The following is a 26,364-nucleotide window of genomic DNA, read 5'->3' as shown; positions in this document are numbered from 1 at the left end:
GAGAATTTGGGTTGGAAGTCGGGTTTGGTGGCCGGTGCTGCCCTACAGATCGACTATATTCTTACTTGTGCGGTTAGTGTCACATCGGGTACGGATGCCATCATTGCAGCTCTGCAGCCCTATTTTGATCTACAGCCCTGTAGGGTTCCCATTGCCTCCTTCTTCATTCTGTTTGTGATGGTTCTCAACCTGCGTGGTTTACGTGAATCAGGTACGATTTTTGCCTTTCCCACATATTTCTTTGTCACCGCTATGGTGGTTATGGTTGGGTCAGGTTTCTGGCAGGCTATGGGTGATGGAGAGGGCGTGCTGCCTGTCCCTGCACCCCCTGATCCCCATTCAACAGGGGTGATCTGGTTCCTACTTCTCAGGGCCTTTGCTTCAGGTTGTTCTGCCCTTACGGGAATAGAGGCGGTGGCCAACGCGACATCTACTTTCCATCCCCCGCAGTCCAAGCGTGCTGCTAGGACGTTGGCCATTTTAGGATTATTGTTGGGTTCTTTGTTGCTGGGTATTTCTCTCCTCGTTTTTTCCTATAGAATTATACCAGAGAGCGGTGGGGAAACTACCCTACTTTCGCAGCTCAATGAGCGAATCTTTGGTCGTGGGGTCGTTTATTATAGTATCCAGGCTGCTACCGCTCTAATTTTGATTCTTGCCGCGAATACGGCTTTCTCTTCTTTTCCCGTGCTCTCAGGTATCATGGCTAAGGACGGCTTTATGCCAAGAATCTTTGCCCTACGGGGGGACCGTCTCAATTTCTCCAATGGGATCATTGTGTTGGCCCTTGCGGCCATTGCCTTAGTGGTTCTCTTTCGTGGGGATTTGCATAAGCTTGTTCCCCTCTATTCGATTGGCGTGTTTCTCTCATTTACGCTATCACAAATGGGTATGGTCAAACGTTGGTATTCCCTACGCCCCCGCGGTTGGTTGCCCCGGTGTTTTCTCAATGCTTTGGGGGGGATCGTGACATTTGTTGTCCTTTCCATTTGTGCAATTACCAAATTCGATCAAGGGGCTTGGCTTGTTCTCATTTTTCTTCCCCTGTTGACTCTAGCGTTTTACCGTGTTCGCTGCCATTATGATGATGTGGCTGAGCAGTTACGCCTGGGTCCTGGGGAGGATGCCATAAATCCGGATGAACATCTGATTATCATTCCCGTGAGCGGTATCAATCGTGTAGTGAGGAATACTATCGCCTATGTTCGAAGTTTGAGTGGGCAATTGGTAGCTGTTCATATTTCCTTTGATGAGGAGAAGGGGAGAGAATTAGAGAAGGAGTGGCAGAATCAGTATTCCGATATTCGGTTGGTAGTGATTCATTCCCGCTACCGTAGTATGATCAATCCCCTGCTTCGTTTTGTGGATCATGTAAGTCAGAGTGGGGGCAGAAATGAGGGTAGAAAGAGGAAACGGAGAATTACAGTTTTGGTTGCTGAATTCATTCCCGTGAAGTGGTGGCACCGCATTCTTCATAATCAATCGGCCCTGTTGCTCCGCTTTTTCCTACTCAGATATAAAGATGTTGTCATTACCACAGTTCCCTTTCGTCTCAAACGTTAGCTTTCTGGCATCATCTGAGCCTGTGTGTGTCCTCCGGGGGCTTTTGGTTCTTCGGGGGAACGTCCCCTTGCATTTTTCGGGGATAATAAAATATTATTATTATGAAATGAAAATATAGACCAGGCGTTTCCTATGATTGTTCAGAATATTCTAATATAATAGACCTGCCTCTTGCATGGCTTTTTCTCGGTGCTTTCTGTTGTATTTGCGGAGATGAATCGTAATCTGGACTCTTCCGAAACGTCCCCTCCCATGGTACGAGGCACAGAAGAGGGGTATTCATGATTCCCATGGTCGTCCTAGGATCCATCTCCTGGTTAAGGGCTTTCCAAATTTTTCTGCGAATTCTTTCTGATAGGAGGGCCCCATTTCATGATAAGGGGGGATGATCCTGCTCTAGAGCCGCCTTCTGTGGATTCCAGGGGATTTCGGGTCCCATGGGTTATAAATGTTATCCATCGGACAGAAGGGGGTACCCTCTTTGTGTGGCCTGTACGAGGTTGTCATGGGTATCCGTAGAACTAGGGAAGGGGTATTGTTATGTAAACCCGCGGTGAATGGGAGTTTCGAGAAATCTTTGCACTAGGTTCGAACGCATCCTGACTGACCGATTCTGTAGTACAAAATGTGTTGAATGCGAACACTGTTTCGGGAAATAGATCAGCACGGTGTTTCATAATGAACATTTTATTCAGATTATTATGTACCAACTAATGGGAATTACATTTTATTGGTTTGAAAACTGGTTAGGATATAATAGAAAATACATCCTCCATTGTTGTATAATTTCCTTATCAAAATAACAAAAATATAAGAAGATTACATAAATAGGTTCTTTCCTACATAGAGAATCGTGTGCTATAATTAGCATGTATTAATAATATTTAAATATTAATTTCGCGGAACAAGTCAATTTTCCATTTTTATTTTTAATTATAGAAATTTACAAGGAATTCTCTGTGGTTACCCATCCTGGTGCTATTCGTTATGGGCAATTCCATCTATGTATGGATTTCCGGGAACCTACTATCGCTAGTTTAATGTCCTACGTCCGTTGGGTTCCGTAATCTTCCGGGGCAGTCCGAACAGGAAATTTCCTACCGGAATTGCGGGCAAAAATGTAATCCTAATCTATTATAGGCAAGTTCGCGGGCCGACTCCTTCGGTAGTGCACAAGGAGAAAGAAGCCATCCAAGGTGGTAGGCCGCCAACCATTAGTGAGGCAATCTATCCCCTGTTTTCCCATGTACCCCGCATCTTCATCATCCACTCTTAGATACGGTGAACTGCCTCGCATGGGAATATAATAACCCCAAGTATCCGTCGGGAAAAACAATAATACCTTCTAAAAATATTGAGGGTGCTTAGAATAAAAACCGGGTGCTCCATCCGAGAGTTGCTTATACTTGTTGTCCCCCAGGGCTAGTTAGAATTCATTATTTTCTATTTGTAGGTTGGGAATAGGCGAGTAGTAGGTATGGCTATATAGATCAAATCCAATACTATATATTTTCTAAAGTTAGTATTATTAATAATAATAACATGCAATTAATAAAATATAAAATACAAAAAAATAAAAAAATATATACAATATCAGGGTGATGATAATGAGGAAAGAAATAAAGGCAGCATTTTTTGTAACCCCTCTTCTTTTTCCCCCTTTAGGGTGTTATTTGGGAATCCCTACGAGCTTAAACGCTGCGCCTTCTCATCATCAAAACAAGAGCAGCGCCACAACGAGGCCACAATACCCACACTTTTCTTCCCCTATACCTCCCCCGGACGAAAATCTTCTCAACGATATTCTTAATGACAATTGGGGTTCGATTCCATCAGGTCCAACAACACATGGAAACGTGGGCCATACAACTCCACCGCCGGTGCCGCCACACAAGGGCAGTGCCGCAATGAGGCCACAGTACCCAAACCCCTCTTCCCCTCTACCTCCTCTTCCCTCGAACTCTGTGGGCCATCATACAACTCCACCGCCGGTGCCGCCACACAAGGGCAGTGCCGCAATGAGGCCACAGTACCCAAACCCCTCTTCCCCTCTACCTCCTCTTCCCTCGAACTCTGTGGGCCATCATACAACTCCACCGCCGGTGCCGCCACACAAGGGCAGTGCCGCAATGAGGCCACAGTACCCAAACCCCTCTTCCCCTCTACCTTCCCTTCCCTCGAACTCTGTGGGCCATCATACAACTCCACCGCCGGTGCCGCCACACAAGGGCAGTGCCGCAATGAGGCCACAGTACCCAAACCCCTCTTCCCCTCTACCTCCTCTTCCCTCGAACTCTGTGGGCCATCATACAACTCCACCGCCGGTGCCTCCACACAAGGGCAGTGCTGCAATGAGGCCACAGTACCCAAACCCCTCTTCCCCTCTACCTCCTCTTCCCTCGAACTCTGTGGGCCATCATACAACTCCACCGCCGGTGCCTCCACACAAGGGTAGTGCTACAACAGGGCCACAATACCAGCATCCCTCCTCCTCCGCGCCTCTTTCCATGATGGATCATATTCTAAATCTAAAAAGAAGAGATATATTACAAACCCATTATGGACAACGGGAAAGGCTCAGGGAGGAAATGAAAAAAAATTCAGAGGACCAGGAACTCCGTAAAAATCCCCCATTGCATAAGGCCCGTTTACAGGATCTCGGATATCAAATGGAAAAGCTCAACAAATTTATAGGCAAGATCGAGGAAAAAGCAGGCGATAACCGAAAACCCCTCAATGATGGCGAAAGAAAGCTCCTCCAAAAGGGGATGCGGGGGGTAGAAGCCATCCACCAGCAGCATCCTGTGAAGGGGCCTATTAGGGAGCTAGATAAAGACCGACTAACAAGCTTATGGCTGGACCATGAAAAGGAAGTAGATAAAATTAAGGATCTAGAAGGAAAATACAAAACAGGGGAACTTGGGGGGGATAACTACCCCTTACAGAAATATCGTTTACTAGTACTCAACCAAATGAGAGAAAAACACGAGAGACAACAGCAAAAAATCGACCAGCAGATGGGGGGTCGAGAACAACCGAATAACATGCAAGCGATGGGTACACAAGCAGGAGATCAACGATCACAAGGGAATGAATCCACTGTAGCAACAAGTCGTCCACCATCAAAATTTAACAAAATGTACCAAAAAATAAGGGGATTACTTGAGTGAGGGGGTACGAATGAAGACGAAAAATTCTCACAATATTTTTTAAAAATTTAAATTTTTAGATTGATACCCTGTTACCCTCTCAAATTAACTTTGAATTCCTGATCCTTGCCCGCAAATCGCCCCGGGGGTGTTTTCCAATCGGTAATATTGTTTATTAAGAATGGTGCTACCGCAGAAAAGAACGATCCGACAAGTACCACCCAGAGCATTGGTTTCCAAAATTTGGTTCCCTCCCCGACCTATAATAAAATTTAATAAATATAGTAATGTTATTTGATAGTACTTGCTCTTTCATTCAATGCATCCCCAGGAAATGGATCAGCACGATATTTCATAATAAACAGTTTATTTATATTATTATGTATCAAACCATGGTAATTAAATCTTGTTAGTTAAAAAACATGGTAAGAGATATGGAAAAGCCATCTATCCTTGTTGTATAATCTTCCTTATCAAAATAAAAAAATATAAGGAGACTAGAGGACAGATGGCTTCCCAACGTTGTAACACAATACCCAATGACTACGAAACAGAGGAAATAGAACAAAGGGAAACTTACTTGCAGAATCGTCTATTATCCCTGGTGGGTACGAATCAACCTTCTGATATAGAATTTGTTTTCATCCTCCTTGGCCTGTTCTTCACCGAATATGCATCCTTATATAGGAAGAGATACAGTGGTTACCACAATACCATTGGGAGGCCATGCATACATATACTCATACCATTGATTTTCTACATAATCAAGGAGTTTTTACGGTGTAGCGACCGTATGCTGATCATTCAAATTCCACGCGAAGGCCCTCTCTTTAAGGCATTGGGTGGTAAAGAAGGTAGACCACTTATGGGTGAAAGAACACTATATGAGAGTCGAAATCGCCTCAATGTCTATGAGGAAACCGAAGGCTATAATGTGAAGGAACAGTTCTACTCCGACTTCACCCAATTTTTGATGGGGATCGTGGGCATGGATCCCAGTATTTATCGGATGGATTCAACCCTTATCGACAGCTGTATCAGGAAACTGAGCCGCAATATGTTGATTTTCTTGGTGATTAGGATTTCGGTTCGTACGATGGCCAAACTTGCCCTACCTCTTCCTTCCGAATGGGAGATCTTCTTGCAACCAGATTGCGGGATGGCCGATGTGAACGAAGCCCAGGCCCATTCTTATAGGTCCCTCCTCCTTCTACCAGCGAATCACCCAACGGACAAGATGAAACGGAGGGCAACACTGCTAGAGATTTGCCTAGCCCTCAAACACTTTGGGAACCAGTACAAGGAGTTTCAATCCGCCCCAGTCCATATACTGTTGCAAAGGGTGATAGGAGAGCAGACAGAGGGAGTTGAACAGGAAGGGCAAAAGAGACTCATGGTGCGTTCCACCTCGCCATCAGGCAGTCTGCAAAGCCCCTTTGATCCAGACGCCCAATGTCGTATCAAGGGTAAGCAATTGTGTAGAGGGTATGTTTGTAACCTTGTCGAGGCCCGTGATGAGGTGAAGAGATTGAGTATACTCACCCATGTGAATACCCAAGGGGCACTTCATTCCGATAAGGATTTTGGAGTTGACTATATATCCAACCATGCACCAGGGGACAACAAGACCTTGTATTTCGACGGAGGGTACAACTGCCATGAGGTAAGGGAGGCGGCTAAAGAACGTACTATCGATATACACCCAACCGATAGGATGGGAAGAAAGGAAAATCCCAGTAAAAAAAGGGTAAGCGGGTTCAAGAGGGGGAAGGATGGAAAGATCCATCAGTGTCCTGGTGGCAAGACCCCCGACTCATCCACGTACCAACCCGGAGAGAAGGGCAAGGGTAAGATAGTGGCCCGCTTCCATGAGGGGACCTGCGGGGGATGTAAATTTGCCGAGCAATGTGCAGCCAAACCTCTGAAGAGGGGGGAAAGAGTCCTGCGCACCACAGATCAGTCCTATTCAACGGCGGAACAACGAGACAAAATGGAGCAACCGGGGTACAAAGAGAAGGGGAATCGTCGTGCGGCTGTGGAGGGGGTTTGTTCTTCTATGAAGAACCGTTTTCAGGCGGCCAAAATGAAGGTGCGTGGTAAGACGAGGGTGGCACGGGCCATGATGGCAAAAGGATCTGCTTATAATTTATCCCAGGCCGTTCGTTATCTTCAAAAGAAGATCAGGAAGATAAGGATAAGATCACCCATAACTACATAGGGTTTAATATATAATACTATTTAAATAAAAAATAAAATTCGACTTTATGTCGGTTTCTTTGGTGTGCGCAAAAGGGGCGAGATAGGAACCGGATCCTATGATTCCACGGTGATTTCGGTGGTTCAACAAAAAATAACCGATTGCACGAAATTTTCAGGTGCAATCCCCCTAGAAAGGGGTACCTTTCCACCCCAAAGAACTTACGCCGGAAATACCCAAGCAGACTGTTTTTATATCCATTAACAATATAAACATTTACTGAACACATCATTTAATCTACAAAAATATTTTAATAAGTTTGATACCTTTTTCGCGGTAGCACCTATAAATGAATTTATGAATATATATTAAATCATACCCAATGAGGCCTGAAAGGTATAGAGAAAGATAGATACAAGGGTTCGGGTTGGATTCCCAATTAACATTTTTAAACAAATAAAACCCTGCTCCTTACTGGAGCGGGTTTTTGACGTATGGAGGTTCCGTACAGAAAGATCTGACCGTCCCCCACGTATTAGAAGCAAAGATGGGGCAATAAGAGCCGCATAATGCGAGAGTATTACGTGTGGTTCTGTGCGTCGTGTCGTGCTCTATGAGGGATGGGGGAGGGGCCCCCCGAAATCGGCTGGTGGTAGGCAGGTTTCAAACCACCCAGTGCTGCTGTTGTAAAGAGCAACGGTGGTGAGCGTTCTGGGAAAAGGCAGGACGAAAGAATCCTGTCAGGTGTGAATCAGGGAGATTAGTAAAGCGAACCATTGGGGGAAAGCACCGAAAGGCGCAGTCGATGTCGAAACAAGGGTATCGGAACCTATCCTTGGAACGAAGCCATGGAGGGCGAACCACCTACTGTCCTGGCGGCATCCGGTGCACAGATGGAATGAACCTGATTTAGGCCCTCATAGGGAACCACGAGAGACTGTCGCACGGACACCTGGCCTTAGCCAGGTGTAAAGGGCTAAGGATATACCAAGGCCTCCGTGAACAGAGTCGGATCAACTCATAGTAGTGAAGAAACCCTTGTAATGAGGGTGGAGCGAAGGGGTTGAATTGTCCAGCCTGAACCAGCCAACGCACAATCTGGAATAAGGAGATGATCGGAAGTTGGATCAGGCAACATCAGATCGTAACCCGTCCAGGGGCGATATCAGAAAGCAGGAGGTACTAGATGCATGGTTCCAGGTTAAGCACAATGGTGGAACATATGGGATAGATAAGGTATCTATTGCCAAATTTGAAACCAAGATAAAGCAAAACCTATACAAGATATGGAACCGAATGAATGCAGGGTCTTATTTCCCGCCCAAGGTCCGAAGGGTGGAAATCCCGAAGCCAGACGGTGGGAAGAGACCTCTCGGAATACCCACAATAGGAGATAGGATAGCCCAGACGGTAGTTAGGAACCGACTCGAACCCCTTCTGGAACCACGCTTTGTTTCCGATTCTTACGGATGTCGCCCGGGGAAATCTGCCTTGGAGGCGGTAGATAAGAATAGGAGACGCTGCTGGAAATATGCCTGGGGGATTGATCTTGACATAAAGGGATTCTTTGACAATATACCGCATGACCTGCTCATCAGAGCATTGGAGCATTGTGGCATTGATAAAAGAATGCTCCGTTATTGTGAGAGATGGCTAAAAGCCCCGGTGCAACTACCCGATGGAACTATCGAAGAAAGGACTAAGGGCACACCACAAGGGGGTGTAATAAGTCCCCTACTGGCCAATTTGTTCCTGCACTATGCCCTAGATCGATGGTTGCAGGAACATCATCCAGATATTGAGTTTGAAAGATATGTGGATGACGTGATCCTTCATTGTGAAAATCAAGCCCAAGCTGAAAATCTTCTGAAAGAATTGCAACAGAGAATGGCACAGTGTGGTTTGGAGCTGCATCCGAGAAAAACCAAAATCTTCTACTGCAAGGACGGCTGGAAGACGGGGAAGCACAAAGGAACATCCTTTGACTTCCTGGGGTTCACGTTTTGCCCGCGTCAGGCCGTAACCCGCGTGGGGAGAAGAAGGTTTCTGGGATACAATCCAGCCATCAGCCGAAAATCGAGGAAGAAGATAGCGAAACGGGGGAAGGAAATAAGAAAACACGTGAGGCCAGACATGGAATTGCATGAGGTGGCGGAAATGTCCAATCCCATATTGAGGGGCTGGGTGAACTACTATGGTGCCTTTTATCCCTCACATCTGAGGAAAGCTTTAGTACGGAGCTTCGATGACAACGTTTTGGCCTGGTGGGCCAGAAAGAAGTACAAGAAGCTCGGTAGCAGGCGAAAAGCTCGAAGGTGGATCCAGTATATACGAGGAAAGTACGGGGACCTGTTCGCCCACTGGCACGTATTAGAAGCAAAGATGGGGCAATAAGAGCCGCATAATGCGAGAGTATTACGTGTGGTTCTGTGAGAGGGTTGGCTGAGATGCCAGCCCTACTCGACGTGAGAGGGTTGGCTGAGATGCCAGCCCTACTCGACGTGAGAGGGTTGGCTGAGATGCCAGCCCTACTCGACGTGAGAGGGTTGGCTGAGATGCCAGCCCTACTCGACGTGAGAGGGTTGGCTGAGATGCCAGCCCTACTCGACGTGAGAGGGTTGGCTGAAATGCCAGCCCTACTCGACAGTAATTATATTAGGAATTGTTCATGGGGTAGGTTCCGTGTTCTCCCTATCTTTGTCTCCCCTTCTAGTTTGCACACTAGATAGTGGTGTGTTACAATGCGGAAATGTTGGACGGATTGGTTCCGGTCCGTCGGTATTCAGCCCCATATACATAACTACACCCCCGTTGCAAAATGTAGAGAGGTTAGTTACGCTACCTGGGATCAGGCTTGCTTTTGGGTAAACAAAAGGGATGTACGTTCGTTCCTTCCCATGCCTTTGTCAGGGTGCAATTGATCTCCAACAGGGCCATTCCTCCTTCCCCACATTGGCTCTTTCCCCCGAAGGGACGATCAATATAGGTAGGGGAGGGTTGGATAGAAACGGTCCAGTCCATAGGTCTATGGCTTTTGATCTCGATGGGGTTTCCCCCTTACGCATGGGGTAAAGTCAGTTACGGTAGGGTTGCGTTTACCCCATCCACAACGTGGAGGGGGGGTGATAGTGTTGCAGGAATATTTTTTTAATATTGACTTTATTTTTAATTTTCACACTTAATGAAATATTGTAAATAGGATGTGATAATGTTGTTTTTATTTATATACAAAAGTATAATATTGGTAACGGGTATTATAACGTTATCTACTGCATTCGAAATCCCCTCCCATGCTGAAATTATGGGGGAATTCACCAATAAAAACAAGGGTATTGGGGTAACAGACACAAACCCCATCCCCCTCACAAAATCAGAACCTGAAAATCCTGATTGTCTCTTTGGAAAACAATTCAATAAGATGTTTGAGTGGTTACGGATAGAGCAAATTTCTTTTCCCGATTCCCCCCTGGGTGAGGATATACGGAAATTGAATCATTATTTACAGAAGAGGGGAATAAAAGTTAGCGAGGATCGTAAGGATACCCAAAAAATCCGTATTTCTGTCAAAGAAACCGCACCGGAATCCTTCAAGGAGAGGATAAGGGAGCAAGGGGGGGAAACATCCCAAGATATTGAAATGCATCTCCTTTACAAAGATGGGGAACCCATTGGGGCCGTGAGCCAATTTTCCTCTGGGGTGTTTGGTGCTTCAGCAGTGGCTGAGATTTCCCATGGTGATGAGAAGGAAGAGAATATCATAATTCTTAAGTCAGATGGGATCATTGAACCCATAATTCCCAATAAAGAGGAAGGGGACAATAAGAGTCCCCGAACTAAACGGGATTGCTGGGAAATTTGTAAGGAAATGGTGGGCGAGATCTGCAGTGTTTTACCCACTTCAACCCTATTCTGGAAAAGGGCCGCGGAGATAGGGAAGCGTTGTATGTCTATGTGCTCCCGTCACCTTCGTTTTATCCGGCACCCTGGGGCCCTTGTTGGATGCAGCAGTCTCTGTGCGGGAGTGATGCTCTTTGGTTGCAAGTATGGGGTTAGACCTATATGCAATTTTGTTTGCTGAATTGTGATTCCTCGTTTTCATTTGATTTTTTTGTACACTTACTAGTACCGATGGGACGGACCCTTTGCTTCATTTCTATCCGGTGGCGCGAGCGAAACGTAAACCCAAGGGGGGACCAAGGGAGGTTTCCTTGTATTTTCTTGCGTTTTATGACTGTTCCTATAGATAGGGATTTTGGTTTTTCTTGGGTTGCAGCTTCAAACCACACTGGGCCATTTTTTGTTGTAATTCTTCCCAGGGATACCCAGCTTGGGCTTGATTTCCGCAATGGAGGATTATGTCATCCACATATTTTTCAACCTTGACATCCAGATGGTATTCCTGCAACCATCGATTCAGGATACGGCGCAGAAACCAATGGGCCAGTGGAGGGCTTATTCTATGATCGCCTCATTGTGATGCCTTCCTTCTATAGGTTCCAATGGATAGGATGAATGGCACCGTGTCTTTTAGCCATCTCTCATCCTAAGGGAACAATCCCACGTGGTTCCCTATTGTGATGCTTCCTTTTTGTGGAAGCCCAAAACAGTTCTCTTCCGCTGATTTATCCGATTCCCACCTACCCAACAGAGATGGGGGTGTAAAAATATTTTATATAATAAAATATTTAGCATGAAAAAAAGTTGCATAGAAAAAAAGTCATCCGCTACTGTGCATGCTGCAGCGTTATTGATTCTTCTCCTCCTCTTTCACCTTGTTATGTCGTTACACATTAGTCTATACTATATACATTCAAATTACGTAAATAATTTCCTGAATACGTCGATATGGTATATAAAATTGCCATTAAATTACCCAGTAACGTTTATAATAGATAGTTTAATATTTGTTTTATTAATATTTATATTCCGCTTCTTCCTCCTTGGGCCAAGGGATTTCAAAAAACATTGGCATGATACAGGTACCTTGTTCGCTGAACTACGTACACAGAGAAAACAATATTTGCAACTAGCTCAGCGGAAGGGTATTTCTCGATGGCGCTGGTACATACTTCTGTGGATAGGATTCACAATGTTTATATTTTCCATAGTACTCTTTGGAGTGGCTCTACCCTCCGTATATTTGTTGACCATCGGACTCACCGGATGGATCATCGCCCTTTGGTGGCAAATACAAAGGGAAAAGATTTGGTGCGAGGAATTGATGTCGAGAATTCCCGATAATGATCCCCAAGATGGGGAACTGGTACTATCCCTTGTCACTTATCTTATGTTCCTACACGGGGATAGCAACCTTTGGGGACATCTTCTCTCTGAGGAAGTACGGGGTTGTCTCCTATTCCTTTTCTATTTGTGGTGTTGGCTACTTTTTTTTCCCTCCCTCTTCCATGTGTTTTTGGGTAAACGAAATTCATGGATTGGTTTGCATTATAACTTTTTCCGTTGTCTATGGTTCCTTATTACTTTATGTTTCCTGCTCATTTACGGCCTATTATTGGACCCGTTACTCCGTAGGTTATTGGGTCGGTCCACCCTGGCTCATTTTCTTCCGACGGTAGGCTCACCCATAAATAGGGAAAGATGGGAGGTATATTTTGGATTTTATGATGAAATCGAAGTAAACCCTGCTATAAAAACGATAACTGAAAGGAGATTTTATCTTTCTTATTTTTTTACATTTCTACTATGGATCATCGCAAAATATTCAACAAATGTCTGAGTAAATATTCAATCCTTCGGGACCATGTAATTTCCTGTAGGGCATTTCCATAGAGGGGTAGGGGTGGCGGGTCCCCCCCCTCAAGAGTGAAGAAGGAGGGGTTCCCAGTGAGCGTATGGGAGGAACTAAAATACCATCTTCCATAATTTTCTAAAATCATGGAGAGGGGTTCTACCCTCAAGCCCATAGATAGCCCAGCTGGACAAAAAAATAAAAAATTTTTTGACAATTATCTGTAACTTTACTATATTTATATCTAGGGGGATCGGGATGAAAGTTTGGTTGATGTTTAAATTCTGAATCTAACTTTGAATTAAATTTTCAATATACATTTTGACAGTTAAAATCTTTATATTAATTGGTGCTACCGCGAAAAAAGATATCAAACTTATTAGAATATTTTTGTAGGTTAAATGATGTGTTTGGGAGATGTTTATATTGTTAATGAGTATAGAAGTAGTCTGTTTGAGTATTGGGACCGTGCAATTTCTTGTGGGGAATGCCCTATCTATGAATCTAGTCTCACCTTTTCGTAAAGCAATTGAGTAACATAATAACATTTTGTTATGACACTGTTCCTGTTTTGGTATCCCAGGGGTATTTATCTTATTTCATATGAATTTTTATAAAATTTTTACTAGGTCCTTGCGCGGAAGACGAACATTGTGTTGTAGTAAGATCCATTCTGTTTATGGTACGTACAAAAACAACAAAAAATCCGTAATGTTAACAACATTACGGATAGGATGGAACCTTGTTCCATTGCCATAGACAAAGCGATCCGATCAACAAATAGGGCACGATCGCGCTATCTACAGTGAAAAGGAATGAAGCATTATTATGTAAAAAGGGGATGACCCATGCCCCCTACTTCTGGTAGAATATTGATCAGCACAAAGACAATAAACCCAGAGGAGGGAAAACATGAGCACCCACATCCATGATACAACATTATCAGGAAAAATCAATATCCAGAAAGAAGAATCATGGATAGATAGAAGTTCGATGAGGATAGGCAACCTGTCCATCGACCTCCCGTATTATGGAAAAACACAGAAAAGTCCGTGTCCCTTCTGTCATAGCCATAATGTCTTAATAGATCAGAAATTGATTTTAACCGATAAGACCATAATGGCCATGGTGGACAGAAATCTGGCCTCAGCCAACCGGACAACGGCAATAGCGAACGAGAATATGGCCCTAGCCAACCGAACAACAGCAGTGGCAAACGAGAATATGGCCCTGGCTAATAAGACAATGGCAATGGCAGACGAGAAAATGGCCCTAGCCAACAAGACAATAGCAATGGCAGACGAGAAAATGGCCCTAGCCAACAAGACAATGGCAATGGCAGACGAGAAAATGGCCCTAGCCAACAAGACAATGGCAACGGCAAACGAGAAAATGGCCCTAGCCAACAAAACAACGGCAATGGAAGCAGGGAATAAGAACACAAAATGGGTTGCGGTAGCCGATGAGGTTGGGAAATTCCGTAGTACGAATCCGTCCCCTGCCTCCCAGGAAACGGAACCCAATCCACTGATCGATGGTTCCCCCTCCGTAACTTTGCATGACAGAAAAGATAAGGGTCCGAGAAATGCACGATCCGAAAGGGATGGATATCATCAGTTGCACGATCCAAAAGTTCGGGATCGATTCTTACGTGCTCAACGTTTCCTCGATGGTCTCAAGGAGGGGATTACCTTATGGGGTCCCAAGGAGTGGGAGGAATCTAGGCGTCTGATTGGGAAACTGTTATCGCTGTGTTGTCCATCGAACCACAAGGAAAAAACGAAGGATTTCCTTCCCCTGGACGATATTACTAGCCTCATGTTCCATCACGACGGTGGTAGTATTTTGGTGCGGGCGCTGATTGGACTGTTGAAAAACGCATGGATCCCAGAGATAGACTCCCTAACCGACCCAAAGAATTGGAAACCCATTGTTGAGGACCTATGTAACTTACGCATGCGTGTAGATCGAACCCTCCATTGTCTGAAATATCCCCAGGATGAGGGGAATGGGGTCTATCATCGCGGGATATAGCACACTGTTTGGGGAACTAGATCTAGAGGTTCCTAGGACAAGATGGGAATTTTCACCGTACTCGTTACCACGTTATCAGAGTGCAAAGAATACCCTCAAAGATTTCATTTATCGTCTTTATCTTCCGGGCCTCTCCTTGCGAAATAGTAGTAAACTACTGGAGGAAAGATTCAACCTTCGGACGCCCCCGGAAACGCTTTCGCAGTGGTTGCAACCTTATTACAACGATGCTATACAATATTTCGAAAGGGATCTGAGCACGACAGTATATACAGCCATAGGCATGGATACTCTCTTTGTTCCCATTCGGGAGGAGGGTCGTTATGTTTCGAAGGCGATCGCAGTCAGCACGGGTATCACGGCGGAGGGGAGGCGGGACATAGTAGGGATCACCCCCTCGCCTGATGAGAATGTGGAATCCTATGATCAGCACATAGGGAAACTAAAGGAACGGGGCTTGAATGTCAACGACATACGTATTGTCACCACAGATGGGCATAGGGCTTTTCCCTTAGTTGTACGCAAGCATTTTCCTCACCATACGGTTCACCAACGATGTTACGTTCACGCGATTCGTAACATCATGAATGCAGCCCCTAAAAGTATGAAGAAGGAAATGGCTAAGGACGCTTCTTACGTCTTACGGTCTGGGGATATGGGACAGGCACTAGAACGGTGGTCCGAGTGTGCAGGGAAGTATCGGTTTGGAAATAAGGCGACATGCGAAGCATGGGAAAGGCTCAGTCCTAAAAAAATCTCCTTGAGTTTGCAAGCGGCATCCATAACTCAAAACCCCATACTTCTGCCCTATATACTATCCACGAACTACACGGAATCGCTGAATGCTCTGTTTCGTGAGAGAACGAATAGCAAAAAAGGTGGATTCGTTAGTCTTGAGGTAGCGATGAAGGAATTGATGCTTACCGCTTTCTATTGGGTGGGGAAACAAAAAGAAAACCCCAACCCATTGCCTGTCGAGGATCTTCTTTCGATCCCTGCTGACTACGAGTCCGAAATTTCGAACGGAGAACCTCTCCCCACCACGGCTTATGACTTTCATCCCCTCTTATGCACGGAACAAGGGCGGGGTTGTATGGACGATGTCCATACCCTTGATTTCTAGCTAGCACCTTTTGGGGAAAATCCGTCTAAGGCGCCACGACGGTTTTTCCCCGGGAAACTCCCTCCATCCGACGAGTTCTTCCACGGAACGGAGGTACCATATTCCTTCTCAAGAATCCCACCGCCTAGTTCTGGGGGTAACCTATGTGGTACAATCCTTCCAGCATCAGACTGGGTATCCGCCGCCCATCTCAATATCCATTATACCCCTAAATCTCGCAACGGTCTGTCCAGCCCATCATTTTCTGAATTTACAATAAATTAGTGATTAAAGGAAACACCTTATAAATATAAGATAAATACCCCTGGGATATCAAAACAGGAACAGTGTCATAACAAAATGTTATTATGTTAATCAATTGCTTTACGAAAAGGTGAGACTAGATTCATAGATAGGGCATTCCCCACAAGAAACTGCACGGTCCCATATGGATCTCGTAAAAGAAGTTCCAAAGATGAGGGAAATCCCCCCTGAAAACCCCGTTTAGGAATTTGCACCTCCACCGGGATACTGCCTCATGTTTTCCGCATTTCGCAAACAAATAGGGGCCCTGTTCCTGAGAAGAGTTAGCGTTCGGGAAGTGTCGTACAAAAAAGTTGAGATGGTCTCTAGTGGGGGTCCTTTTTGGATGAAGTGTACAATACCGCACATCCTACAGGGTGGGTTCGTAATGGTTTGTCCCTTGGGGAGTGCGCGGGTAGGAAGCCAGAAGTATGGATTGCTGATGTGGGAAGCAGGGGTATGGTTGATTCCCAATGGTTTATGCTAAACTTTGGGGATGGGGACTGCATAGGTCCATGCTAATTCACTTTGATGGACCTGTTTTTTCTGGAAAAGGGAACGAGGTGGGGTATGTCTTTCGGATACGATGATAGTAGTTTTTTCTTTGGGCTCGTCAACGCTGTTTTTTTTGATCTCTTACTGGCGGGTGACAATGCGCTTGTCATTGGCATGGCTGCTAGAAAGTTGCCTCAACAGAAGAGACGTCGCGTTATTATGTGGGGGGTTGCCCTAGCCATCGTGTTGAGAACAGTTCTGTCCTTGTTGGCTATGGAATTGTTGGATCTACCCTGGCTTCGTCTGGCTGGGGGATTATTGTTGATTCTCATCGGAATCAAGTTGTTAGTGGAGAATCACAAGGACGACGTTAATTCCCTGAGTGAGGATAGGAAACAGAGTCAGGGGATGGGAGCAGCTGTTGGGACGATTTTGACGGCTGATGTCGTCATGAGTCTCGATAACGTTCTTGCAGTAGCGGCCTCGGCTAATGGCTGTTGGATGATCATTTTGATTGCCCTGATCGTCAGCATTCCCATTATGGTTTGGGGTAGCCAATTGGTATCACGTTGGGTTAACCGTTTTCCATGGCTTAACTATGTTGGTTCCGCCCTTCTAGCTGTTCTTGCCGTTAATCTTATAAAAGGGGAGCCCTCTGTGGATCGTTTTCTGCAATCCTTAGGGTCATGGTTTCTCTATGTTGTTTTATATCCCATGGCCATTATTTTTACGTTGGCGGCAGGATATGGTATCAATCTTTGGTGTAAAAGGCGATATGCACTCCAGCAACAAAAACGGAAGGCAGGAAGGGAATCTGCTTCATAGGCTAGGCTACTCTGAAGAAATTCTTTACTGAACGTATTTCACAAACTAGGTACCCTCCGAAATGGGGGCTGGGATGTCGTTTTGCGTGGGCTCATTCCCAATGATGATGGATTGGGGATTCGGTGTGTTATGGTAATCCCCCAGGTATTTTACCCCATCCCCGTGGCTGAATTTTTTTAGGATGGATTTTTCGGGGTTTGTAAGTCCCCGCTCGCCCCCTGTTTTGGATCAGTCCAAGGGGATAGCAGGGATCCTTATGATAGGCGTCGAATTGGAAGGATTTGAGGGGAGCTTTTCGGGCGGCCCCCGGGGGGGATAGACCCATTTGAACGTGGTAGGTTGGGTGAATCGTTTGCTCGCTGATGCTGTACAACGGGGGGCTAGTGATTTGCACATTGAATCCTTATCCGTGGGGGGAAGGGTTCGTTGGCGGGTTGATGGGGGTTTGTGGAGGGGGGAGGATATATCCTCCACCTGGATCCTTCCCGTGATTACTCGTTTGAAGGTTATGGGCCAGATGGACATTGGTCAACGGCGTTTACCACAGGACGGACGTTGTACCCTCCCTGTGGCGGACCGGGAGGTTTCCTTGCGCATTGCAAGCTTGCCGGTAGTCAATGGGGAAAGGATCACTATACGGATTTTGCCCTTGCATGTTTCGGGTTGGACGCTGTCCCGTTTGGGATTATGTACAGAACAGGAGAAACAGTTGTGTCAGTGGCTTTCGCAGGGCAGGGGTTTGTTGATCGTTACTGGCCCCACAGGAACGGGGAAAACGACGACGCTATATACCATGTTGCGGCAACTACAGGGGGAAGAGCGTAACCTGGTTACCTTAGAGGATCCTATCGAGCAACTCCTGCCTGGTGTCAATCAGGTGCAGGTGCATGTAAAATCTGGATTGACCTTTGCTATTGGTTTGCGAGCTATCCTTCGCCATGATCCTGATGCTGTGATGATCGGTGAGATCCGTGACCAGGAGACGGCGGATATAGCGATTAGGGCTGCTCTGGCAGGGAATCTGGTTCTCACTAGTTTGCATACCGTGGATGCTATAGGTGCGGTGGTACGTCTGTTGGACATGGGTGTAGCTGCTTATCGTGTCGCGGCTGCTTTGCAGGGTGTGATGGCCCAACGTCTCCTACGGCGCCTCTGTTCCCAGTGCCGTGGCCGCTGTTGTGTTGCTTGCCATTCCTCTGGATACCGGGGGAGATTGGGAGTTTTCGAAATGTTACCTATGGACCCTGTTTTGCGGGCCAAGATCAATCGTGGTGCATCCGTGTCCGTTTTACGTCAGCATATCCAATCCATGGGGATGAAGAGTCTGGCGTTGGCCATTCGTTCCCAGCAACAGCAGGGGTTTACCGATGAGCGTGAGGTAATGCGGGTGGTGAATTCCCTTGGCGCGCCTCTCCGCTGAGGACTGTGCCCGCCTGAGTACCTGTTTGGAACAATTACTCTCCAGTGGATTGCCCCTGCTTACAGCGTTAGAGCTTCTTGTTGAGCAACAAATCCTGCCTGCCTCGTTGGGAAGGTATACCTGCCGAAAAATAGCTCAGGGTGTTCCCTTAGCGGAGGTGTGGCGGCAGGGGGGGTTACCGAAGATGATGGTTGCTTGGTTGCGAGCCTCGGAGGAACAGGGTGATTATACAGCTGGTCTCCGGCAGAGCGTTCTTTTCTACCATGCCCAGTCCCGTTTCATTCGCCATTTCCGCCAAGCTTGTCGTTATCCCTGTTTGGTCTTGGTGATGACGGCTGTAGTGTTTCTCTTTCTCCTGATCACATTAGTCCCAAAATTTTCTGAACTTTATACCCTGTTGCATATGGATCCCCCTGTTTCTATCCATCTCATCATCTACTTCCTGGTGGTTTTGCAGGGTTTTTGTTGGTTTCTTCCCTTGTCCCTTTACGTAGGATGGCAATTCCTGCGCCGTGGTTATGGATGGGGGTGGATTCTGAGGATACCGGGTCTTCGTTTGGGTTTACGAACCTTTGCAACCCATTTTGTAGCCCAACAGCTTTCTGCTTCCCTTCGAGCCGGGATTCCACTGTTACGGGGACTGGAGTTGGCGGCTTCTACTGCTCCTTGGCCACAGTTGGGGGATTCCCTTCGCGATGTCAGGACTCGTGTTCAATGTGGTGTACCGTTGGCTGTGGCCTGGGAGGGGGAATCAACTTTTCTGCGTGCCCTGGCGTGTTTGACTGCCTTGGGTGAGGCGGGTGGGTGTTGTGAGGTCCTATGGGATCATCTGACGGTGAGCACAGAAAAGGCGTTTCAACAGCAGATGAAACGATTGTTGAGTTGGTTGGAGCCCTTGTTGTTGGGTGTTGTAGGTATAGGTGTGGCTGCATTGGTGCTTCTTTGGCTCCTGCCATTGCTTGCCCTGATGGAGGCCATTTGAGTTGTCAAAAAAGTACCTGAGGTGGGAAAGATCATCATAGGAGAGGTACCGAATAGGAGGCAAATTCCCCATCGCGAGGCGGGTTTTACGTTATTGGAGATGTTGGTGGTGCTGGTGATTATGGGTCTTCTTCTAGCCCTAGCTATCCCCAATTTTCGAACAGCAATGGAAAAGGCTCACCAGCGTGTGGATCAGGCGAATCGACAGCTGATTTCTGCGCAGGCAGAGCATTATTTGTTGGAACATGGTGAGGAGGCCCCTTCCATCGATGTATTGGTGCAGCAGGGGTATCTAAGGGATAAGCCCCGTTGTCCTGGCAAAAGGGGTGACTATAGGTTGATAGCCGGCAAGGTAAAACCGGAGGAGCGTGTAGTGTGTCCCTGAAAGGGCACCGGCGGACATGGGGGATGGTATATTTTGAGGTTGTTTTAGCCCTAGGGCTATTGGGAATCATTGGGGGCGGGATGTGGTGGTTGTCCCATCATATCCTGTGGCGGAGTGAGGCACGGCGGGCCCTACATGAGGTGGCTATCGCTTTACAAAATGCCCATTCAGAGGCGATAGCGAAACGTCGCTCGTTATGGCTTGCATTGGTACCCCCAGGTGAATTATGGGGGGGCAAGGGGTTATTACGGAGGTACCACTGGCCCATACGGTATCAATTGCGGAGTAATTATGAAAACCATCGTGTTTTGTGGACAGGACAGGGGACTGTGCGTGGTGGGAGGATTTGGGTTTTTGTGGATCATCGTTATGCGGGCAGCATTACTCTATCCGTAGCTACTGCCCAGGTCCGAACTTCCCCTGCCTGGGAGGAGGTATGAGGGCGCCTATAGGGCAGAAGGGGTTTTGGCTTCTGGATGTGATGGCGGGTTTGATTGTGGTTGGTGTGGGTTGGTTGGCCTGTTGGCGGGTGCAGGTATGGGTGCAACATCACCTGGTGACGCAGCAATTGCGTTTGGAGGTTGCCCTACAGTTGCAAGCCTGTCTCGAGGAAAGCCGTCATGCCCCTGTTGGGATCGATTCCTCTCACTTTTCTTTATCGAGTCGTTTGCATCCCACAGTGGTCTATCATGTTTCCCGTCGTATGGGGCCGATGGGGGTGAGGTGGTGGCGTACCGAGGCAAGGGCGGAGTGGATCGATCCTTCAGCAGGATCCCAGTCCCTCTCCCTCTCCCTCGATCGATGGGTTTCGAACGGGGATTCCTCTTCCTTGAGGCCCTTTACGCCCTCTTAATAGTCTCCCTCATTGTACCGGTTCTATTTTCCCTCTATCAGACAACAGCAGTGCATATTCTGCGCAGTGTGGATCAAGGTCAGTCCCTGTTAGGATCATTGGGTAGTTTTTCCCTCCTGCAGTCGGACATACAACAGAGTGAGGCGGTAGAGGTGAGGTCGTCGGGGGAACTACTTTGTAGGTTATCACGTCAGAGGCTAATTTTTTATACTTTGCGGGGTAGCCAATTGGTCCGTCGTGTTTCTGTGGCGGGTTCGTTGCCGGAGGGGTGGGGGATTGTGAGTTATGCTGTGAAGAGTTGGACTTTTATACCGATTCCGAAAGGTGTAAGGGTGCAGGCCACATGGTGGGATCGTTCGGTGAATGGGGGGGTGACATGGGAGGCGGCTTGGACGATAAGACCGGGTGTGGAGGAGAGGATATCTGCAACATCTACCTGATACACAACATGGTTTTCTGTTACCCTATGTTATGGTAGGATTGGGGGTCGTGCTGACGGGCTCGCTATTGTCTGTCAGCACGCTCTGGAGTACACAACGTTCAGTATGGTTTTATATCGAGGGTTTGCGTGCACAGTATGCAGCGGAGAGTGTACTTGCTAGGGCAGATGATGGTGGGGATTCGGGCCCACGTATTGTGGCGTTATTGGGTTGTCTGGTCCAACTGGAATTTTCCCATTCGTACAGGATCGCGAGGGCACGGGGACGAATGGGGGTAGAACGTGTTCTCCTACGGAGGCAAGAGGGGGATCATGGGGGAATTCAATCGGGTACTGGAAAAAAAGAGGGCATGGGGGGAATGAACGCTGGTGCCGAGGGAACAAGGAACACCCGCGCAGCAGAAACGACATCTAATTCTCATGGGGTTCATGGGGAGCGGTAAGAGTGTTGTTGCATTGCAAATTGCTAGGCGGTTGGTATCGTTGCCCTGGTTTGATACGGACCAGTTGTTAGTACGATCTTTTGGTTGTTCCATTCAGGTGTTTTTTCGTCGTTATGGAGAGCAGGCTTTCCGATGTCAGGAGAGGGAGATCGTCCATCGATTGTTGGAGGGTCCTACGGCCGTCTTGTCTATGGGCGGTGGAGTTGTGCTTTGCGGCCCGAATCGGAAGAAAATTATTGAGAATGGGTTTGTTGTTCATCTGCGCCTCCCCTGGCCCGCCACCCGTGAGCGGTTGGAGCGGTGCCGGGGGGAGCACCGGCCCCTATGGATTGGTTCCATGTTGGAGAGGGAGGCGCTCTTCTGGCGGAGAATGGCCGGTTACGCCGGTGCTGATTATGTGGTGGATAGTGGTAGTTCTCCTCCGGATAGGGTAGCCCGTGACATTGTTACCCGGTGGCAATCCTATCGTGGTTCACAGCGGGGTTAGGGATACGAATGGTTCTTTTTCCCCATTAAAATATTCTATGACTTATGCGCTAAGTTAGGTGCAGAAGTGATGGAAGTTGTGTTTGGTTCTACAGAATGGGTCGGTGGGGCTTCCCATTACCCTCATATTGCTTGCTCCTACTAGGGCCCTGAGGAAAGAGTGGGGGCGGTGAATGAGTCCTCCACCAATTTTAAAAAACTATTTGCAAAGTAAATCTCCCTTCCTCTCCCATTTATTGTATCGGATCATGCTGTATTTCTTCCTATTTTATAACGTATTCTCCATCTTTCTGAAATCTCCCATTTTAAATTATGTAGGATATACTGCCCTACCTTTATGGCATACCGGTTTATATTTATTAATAAGATATTAGTAAGTATAAATAAAATATAAACCGGAGACTTGGGATTATCATCTATACTGTGGTGTTACCGTGGAAAGGAACGATCCGACAATTCCCGATCAGAACATTTGTTCCTGCGATTTGGTTTCCTCTCTGATCTATAATTAAATTCAATAAATATAGTAAGGTTATTTAATAGTACTTACTCTTTCATCCAATGCCCCTTAGTAAATAGATAAGCACTATATTTCATAATATTTCATAATATTTCATAAATAAACATTTTATTTGTGCTATTCAAAGGATACTAGAGGATCGATGGCTTTCCAAACCGAATAACTATGGAACAGGGGAGATAGAAAAATGGAGGGGGAGGAACAGTTTCCCTCCCCGGATTTATTGTGCTGCTTCAGTCATTTCCTTTTTAGATTTTTCCAGTCTCTTTTCCAGTTCCTTTTCAATTTCTTTTTCGTTTTTATCCAACTTCATTTAGCAGTTCCTTTTGTCTTTCAAGATAGACATACTACTATTGAACACTTTGGGAACCAGTACAAGAAGTTTCGGTCCACCCCAGTCTATATACTGTTGCGAAGGGTGATAGGAGAGCAAACAGGGGGGTGAATTAGGAAGGGCAAAAGAAACTCGCGGTGCGCGTTCTATCTTGCCATCGGGCCGTCTGCAGAGCCCCTTTGATCCAGCCGCCCAAGGTAGTATCAAGGATGAGCCATTGTGTAGGGGAGAGGGTAGTTGGTAACCTTTTCGCGGTGGCACCAGTCCTAATCTATAGCAGGACTCCGAGCCAATCCTTCGGAATAGTACACAAAGAGAAAAACCATCCGGGAGGGTAGGGAGTGCCAGGAAACTGGATCGGGCGGGGGCACAGCCCCTCTCCTTTCCTGGTGATGTCCCAGAGGACATCCCTAGGGGATGGGGATAGTTTCTGGGGTTTGAACCCCCAATTTTTTAGGTTTTATGTGCATAACAAATCAAAGCACAGCCATAGCTTATGTTGTCAATCCCTTGGATACACTACAGGCAATGGGGGTGGTAATGTGCAATTCCAAGAGTGGTTGAGGTATCTGGCAGAAAATTCCGCTAGAAATCGTTCTGCTGGTAAACGGAAGGCATCCCCGGGGACCTGGTGGGAGCGCTGGTTTGGCGTTTTACCTGGGCTTTTGTTACGCTTACTAGCTCTCGTTCGTCGTTTTAGGCATGGTACAATGATCAAATGAACTCCCCCCAACCAGCCTGCTGTTGCCATGGGCCCTCGGGGCTGGTTGGGAGGATCCCCCGTTTTCCACCGGAATTATGGAAAAGTTGAAACGGTTCTGATATGCTTTATGGAGTTGGGTTGTAAGTGTAGGGTGACAGGACGACTTTTCTCTATAAAACAGGGGGATTTCTGTTCATGTTCAATCGAAAAAAAACTCGGCAGGTCCGTGTGGGCAACGTAGCCATTGGTGGTAATGATCGTGTGGTTTTACAAAGTATGTGTACCACGAAGACGGATGATGTGGAGAAAACGGTGGCTGAGATTCACCGTCTTGAGAAAGTGGGTTGTCAAATCGTCCGTTTGGCTATTCCCAATCAGGCTGCTGCAGACGCCATTCCAGCAATCAAGGAACGGGTGTCGATCCCCTTGGTGGCCGACATCCACTTTGATTATCGTTTAGCTTGTTTAGCCATTGAGAATGGGATTGATAAGGTCCGTATCAATCCTGGGAATATCGGACGTAGGGAAAAGACGGAAGCCGTGGTTTCTTTGGCTAAGGAGCGTGGTATTCCCATTCGGGTGGGCGTGAACGCAGGATCGTTGGAGAGGGGTATTCTCAGAAAATACGGTTACCCTACGGCTGCAGGTATGGTGGAAAGTGCTAAGTACCATGTAGGCATTCTAGAGGATCTTGGGTTTGAGGATATTATTCTTTCCCTGAAGGCGTCCGATGTTTCCTTAACCATTGAGGCTTATCGGGAGGCAGCTCAGGTGTTCCCGTACCCCCTCCACCTTGGGATTACAGAAGCAGGTACGCAGTTTTCAGGGACGGTCAAGAGTGCCGCTGGATTGGGTGTACTGTTGGCACAGGGAATAGGGTCGACGCTTCGTGTTTCCCTAGCGGCGGATCCGGTGGAGGAAATAAAGGTAGGACGCGAATTACTGAAGACATTTGGTTTGGCTGATAATGCACCCACACTCATTGCCTGTCCCACCTGTGGTCGGATTGCTATTGACCTCATTACTCTGGCTAATGAAGTCGAGGAGTATCTGAGTGATGTTCAGGCACCCATTAAGGTAGCGGTGTTGGGTTGTGCTGTCAATGGGCCGGGGGAGGCACGGGAGGCCGACATAGGAATAGCGGGTGCACGGGGGGAAGGTCTGCTGTTTTCCCGGGGGGAAATTGTTCGTAAGGTACCGGAGGATCAACTTTTATCTGAACTGAAGAAGGAGATTGATGTTTGGGTTGCCAATTATCATAGGAAGAAATGGAAGGAGGACGGGAAGGGGGAATCTCGTCGTATAGACGTAGCGGTGTCATAGAACAGGCAAAGGTTATTCGTTTTTTGTTGGGCAGGGGTGTTAGGAATGGTGCTGTTGTGGAAACGGAATTGTCCTTTATTTCATTTTCCTTTATACTACGGTATGAATTTTTTATATATGGTAGGCAAACCAGGAGGGGTACAACCGGCAACTGCGCGATCGTTGCTATGATGTGCTGGGACCTTGGGTTTTGTTCCTACGGATCCTAGTTTTTCGTTGTTCCCGTGCGTATTTCCATGTTCATTCCTTCCCATAGGATGAACGGTGGATGAACGGTTCTATTGCGTGAACTATCGGATAGAGAGTTTGCCGTCATTTATGAGTTTTGCGATCTTCCATGCGCCCCACCTCTGCATGTATAAGCAGGGGGTGAATGGTGCAATTTATCCTCTGGGGGATGGGATTTTACGATCCTAATCAACAGGGGGCGTTTATCCATGAAGAAGATGATACTTGGGTTAGTGATTTTTGGTGCCCTCAATTGGTTGTTGGTGGGTATATTTCAGTGGGACCTTATTTCAACCATTCTTGGTGGCGATTCTGTTCGAATTTCAACGACACTCAGTCGAATTCTTTATACATTGATAGGCATCGCCGGTGTTTATTCAATTGGTTATTTGGTTCCCAATCGTATGCGAATGTACAGTGAAGATTGACCCATGCGTTTGTTTTTGTTTCTCTGCGATCGAGGGGTTGTCCCCTTTTTACGTTTATTATTTACATTATATTTATTGTTTAAATAATAAAACTTTCGGGTCAATTCTTCTTTTTAGATGTTGGATCTTGGGGAATGGGTCCCCCCCATAACAGTGTGTAGGGATTATAGTGGAACAAGGGCGACGAAACGACCCTTGATATCCCCCAATAGGTTTATGCTCCACCGGTTCTGGTGACCTACTATCTACATCCTTAGGGGGAACTAGGGTTTTTGTCACCGGAGCAAGAAACGAGTTACTCAATTTATGGGAATAGTATACAAAAAATGGGCATCGATCCCGCTTCATATTTCTACGGGCGGGTGTCGAAATAGTGGACCCAAAGCCGAAGGGATTGGGTCGTT

General features: G+C 46.8%; 25 protein-coding genes. 22 read left to right on the top strand and 3 right to left on the bottom strand.

All coding sequences use genetic code 11. The features are described 5' to 3' along the window. Positions 1-6 precede the first annotated feature (6 nt). Positions 7-1,563, top strand: coding sequence for an APC family permease (locus PPRES148_RS05915; protein ID WP_246142912.1), 1,557 nt, complete (start codon positions 7-9; stop codon positions 1,561-1,563). 1,806 nt (positions 1,564-3,369) lie between these two features. On the opposite strand, the gene PPRES148_RS05910 is transcribed toward PPRES148_RS05915, so the two are convergent. After that, positions 3,370-3,993, bottom strand: a complete 624-nt coding sequence (locus tag PPRES148_RS05910; protein ID WP_149453659.1) for a hypothetical protein — start codon at positions 3,991-3,993, stop codon at positions 3,370-3,372. Positions 3,994-4,151: 158 nt separating this feature from the next. On the opposite strand from PPRES148_RS05910, the gene PPRES148_RS05905 reads away from it, so the two are divergent. From PPRES148_RS05905 to PPRES148_RS05880, 6 genes are all read left to right on the top strand, one after another. Further along, positions 4,152-4,733, top strand: a complete 582-nt coding sequence (locus tag PPRES148_RS05905; protein WP_149453658.1) for a hypothetical protein — start codon at positions 4,152-4,154, stop codon at positions 4,731-4,733. 487 nt (positions 4,734-5,220) lie between these two features. Continuing rightward, positions 5,221-6,930: a transposase gene (locus tag PPRES148_RS05900; RefSeq protein WP_149453657.1), complete on the top strand. Its 1,710-nt coding sequence runs from the start codon at positions 5,221-5,223 to the stop codon at positions 6,928-6,930. A 1,101-nt stretch (positions 6,931-8,031) separates the two neighbouring features. Further along, entirely contained in the window at positions 8,032-9,303 is a 1,272-nt protein-coding gene (gene ltrA, locus PPRES148_RS05895; protein ID WP_223127978.1) for a group II intron reverse transcriptase/maturase, read from the top strand. A gap of 44 nt (positions 9,304-9,347) precedes the next feature. Beyond that, the gene (locus PPRES148_RS05890; protein ID WP_149453656.1) at positions 9,348-9,638 is read left to right on the top strand and encodes a hypothetical protein; all 291 of its coding nucleotides are present in this window, start codon (positions 9,348-9,350) and stop codon (positions 9,636-9,638) included. A gap of 148 nt (positions 9,639-9,786) precedes the next feature. Further along, positions 9,787-9,981: a hypothetical protein gene (locus tag PPRES148_RS05885; RefSeq protein ID WP_149453655.1), complete on the top strand. Its 195-nt coding sequence runs from the start codon at positions 9,787-9,789 to the stop codon at positions 9,979-9,981. A gap of 169 nt (positions 9,982-10,150) precedes the next feature. Then, positions 10,151-10,987, top strand: coding sequence for a hypothetical protein (locus PPRES148_RS05880; RefSeq protein WP_149453654.1), 837 nt, complete (start codon positions 10,151-10,153; stop codon positions 10,985-10,987). Positions 10,988-11,146: 159 nt separating this feature from the next. Here PPRES148_RS05880 and PPRES148_RS13310 read toward each other — a convergent pair whose 3' ends face one another. Then, positions 11,147-11,314: an RNA-dependent RNA polymerase family protein gene (locus tag PPRES148_RS13310; protein WP_425468240.1), complete on the bottom strand. Its 168-nt coding sequence runs from the start codon at positions 11,312-11,314 to the stop codon at positions 11,147-11,149. A 579-nt stretch (positions 11,315-11,893) separates the two neighbouring features. Between PPRES148_RS13310 and PPRES148_RS05870 the strand changes: the two genes are divergently transcribed. From PPRES148_RS05870 to PPRES148_RS05860, 3 genes are all read left to right on the top strand, one after another. After that, the gene (locus PPRES148_RS05870) at positions 11,894-12,646 is read left to right on the top strand and encodes a hypothetical protein (RefSeq protein ID WP_149453653.1); all 753 of its coding nucleotides are present in this window, start codon (positions 11,894-11,896) and stop codon (positions 12,644-12,646) included. Between the two features lie 924 nt (positions 12,647-13,570). Further along, complete coding sequence (locus PPRES148_RS05865; protein ID WP_149453652.1) at positions 13,571-14,692, top strand: hypothetical protein; 1,122 nt, start codon at positions 13,571-13,573, stop codon at positions 14,690-14,692. Further along, positions 14,667-15,815 carry an IS256 family transposase gene (locus PPRES148_RS05860; RefSeq protein ID WP_187820701.1) on the top strand — a complete coding sequence of 383 codons (1,149 nt, stop codon included), beginning with the start codon at positions 14,667-14,669 and terminating at the stop codon, positions 15,813-15,815. Before PPRES148_RS05865 ends, PPRES148_RS05860 begins: the two co-directional genes overlap by 26 nt. Here the strand turns inward: PPRES148_RS05860 and PPRES148_RS05855 are convergent. Then, positions 15,812-16,009 (bottom strand): hypothetical protein, encoded by a 198-nt coding sequence (locus tag PPRES148_RS05855; RefSeq protein WP_149452698.1) that lies wholly within the window; start codon positions 16,007-16,009, stop codon positions 15,812-15,814. The two genes, PPRES148_RS05860 and PPRES148_RS05855, sit on opposite strands and share 4 nt — an antisense overlap. A 434-nt stretch (positions 16,010-16,443) precedes the next feature. Here PPRES148_RS05855 and PPRES148_RS11330 point away from each other — a divergent pair, with 434 nt between their 5' ends. From PPRES148_RS11330 to PPRES148_RS05795, 12 genes are all read left to right on the top strand, one after another. Further along, a complete protein-coding gene (locus PPRES148_RS11330) occupies positions 16,444-16,584 on the top strand; it encodes a hypothetical protein (RefSeq protein WP_187820700.1) in 141 nt (46 codons plus the stop codon). 83 nt (positions 16,585-16,667) lie between these two features. Then, positions 16,668-17,417 carry a TerC family protein gene (locus tag PPRES148_RS05850; RefSeq protein ID WP_223127977.1) on the top strand — a complete coding sequence of 250 codons (750 nt, stop codon included), beginning with the start codon at positions 16,668-16,670 and terminating at the stop codon, positions 17,415-17,417. A gap of 331 nt (positions 17,418-17,748) precedes the next feature. Then, on the top strand, positions 17,749-18,837 hold the full coding sequence (locus PPRES148_RS05845; RefSeq protein ID WP_246142957.1) for a GspE/PulE family protein: 1,089 nt from the start codon (positions 17,749-17,751) through the stop codon (positions 18,835-18,837). After that, positions 18,818-19,819 carry a type II secretion system F family protein gene (locus PPRES148_RS05840; protein ID WP_149453648.1) on the top strand — a complete coding sequence of 334 codons (1,002 nt, stop codon included), beginning with the start codon at positions 18,818-18,820 and terminating at the stop codon, positions 19,817-19,819. The genes PPRES148_RS05845 and PPRES148_RS05840 overlap by 20 nt, the downstream gene beginning before the upstream one ends. A gap of 21 nt (positions 19,820-19,840) precedes the next feature. Next, positions 19,841-20,203 (top strand): competence type IV pilus major pilin ComGC, encoded by a 363-nt coding sequence (locus PPRES148_RS05835; protein WP_149453647.1) that lies wholly within the window; start codon positions 19,841-19,843, stop codon positions 20,201-20,203. 23 nt (positions 20,204-20,226) lie between these two features. Further along, entirely contained in the window at positions 20,227-20,643 is a 417-nt protein-coding gene (locus PPRES148_RS05830; RefSeq protein WP_149453646.1) for a hypothetical protein, read from the top strand. Between the two features lie 283 nt (positions 20,644-20,926). Next, positions 20,927-21,496 carry a hypothetical protein gene (locus PPRES148_RS05820; protein ID WP_223127976.1) on the top strand — a complete coding sequence of 190 codons (570 nt, stop codon included), beginning with the start codon at positions 20,927-20,929 and terminating at the stop codon, positions 21,494-21,496. Next, positions 21,462-21,938, top strand: a complete 477-nt coding sequence (locus PPRES148_RS05815) for a hypothetical protein (RefSeq protein ID WP_149453643.1) — start codon at positions 21,462-21,464, stop codon at positions 21,936-21,938. The genes PPRES148_RS05820 and PPRES148_RS05815 overlap by 35 nt, the downstream gene beginning before the upstream one ends. Beyond that, positions 21,865-22,425 (top strand): shikimate kinase, encoded by a 561-nt coding sequence (locus tag PPRES148_RS05810; protein ID WP_149453642.1) that lies wholly within the window; start codon positions 21,865-21,867, stop codon positions 22,423-22,425. Before PPRES148_RS05815 ends, PPRES148_RS05810 begins: the two co-directional genes overlap by 74 nt. Before the next feature lie 1,395 nt (positions 22,426-23,820). Further along, the gene (locus tag PPRES148_RS05805) at positions 23,821-24,000 is read left to right on the top strand and encodes a hypothetical protein (protein ID WP_149453641.1); all 180 of its coding nucleotides are present in this window, start codon (positions 23,821-23,823) and stop codon (positions 23,998-24,000) included. A 176-nt stretch (positions 24,001-24,176) separates the two neighbouring features. Further along, a complete protein-coding gene (gene ispG, locus PPRES148_RS05800; RefSeq protein WP_149453640.1) occupies positions 24,177-25,304 on the top strand; it encodes a flavodoxin-dependent (E)-4-hydroxy-3-methylbut-2-enyl-diphosphate synthase in 1,128 nt (375 codons plus the stop codon). A 437-nt stretch (positions 25,305-25,741) separates the two neighbouring features. After that, positions 25,742-25,960, top strand: coding sequence for a DUF378 domain-containing protein (locus PPRES148_RS05795; protein WP_149453639.1), 219 nt, complete (start codon positions 25,742-25,744; stop codon positions 25,958-25,960). Positions 25,961-26,364 lie beyond the last annotated feature (404 nt).

The organism is Pasteuria penetrans, assembly GCF_900538055.1.
In the GTDB taxonomy this organism is placed as follows: Bacteria; Bacillota; Bacilli; order Thermoactinomycetales; family Thermoactinomycetaceae; genus Pasteuria; species Pasteuria penetrans.
The sequence above is the reverse complement of the archived record's forward strand: the minus strand, read 5'-3'. Positions and strand labels throughout refer to the sequence as shown.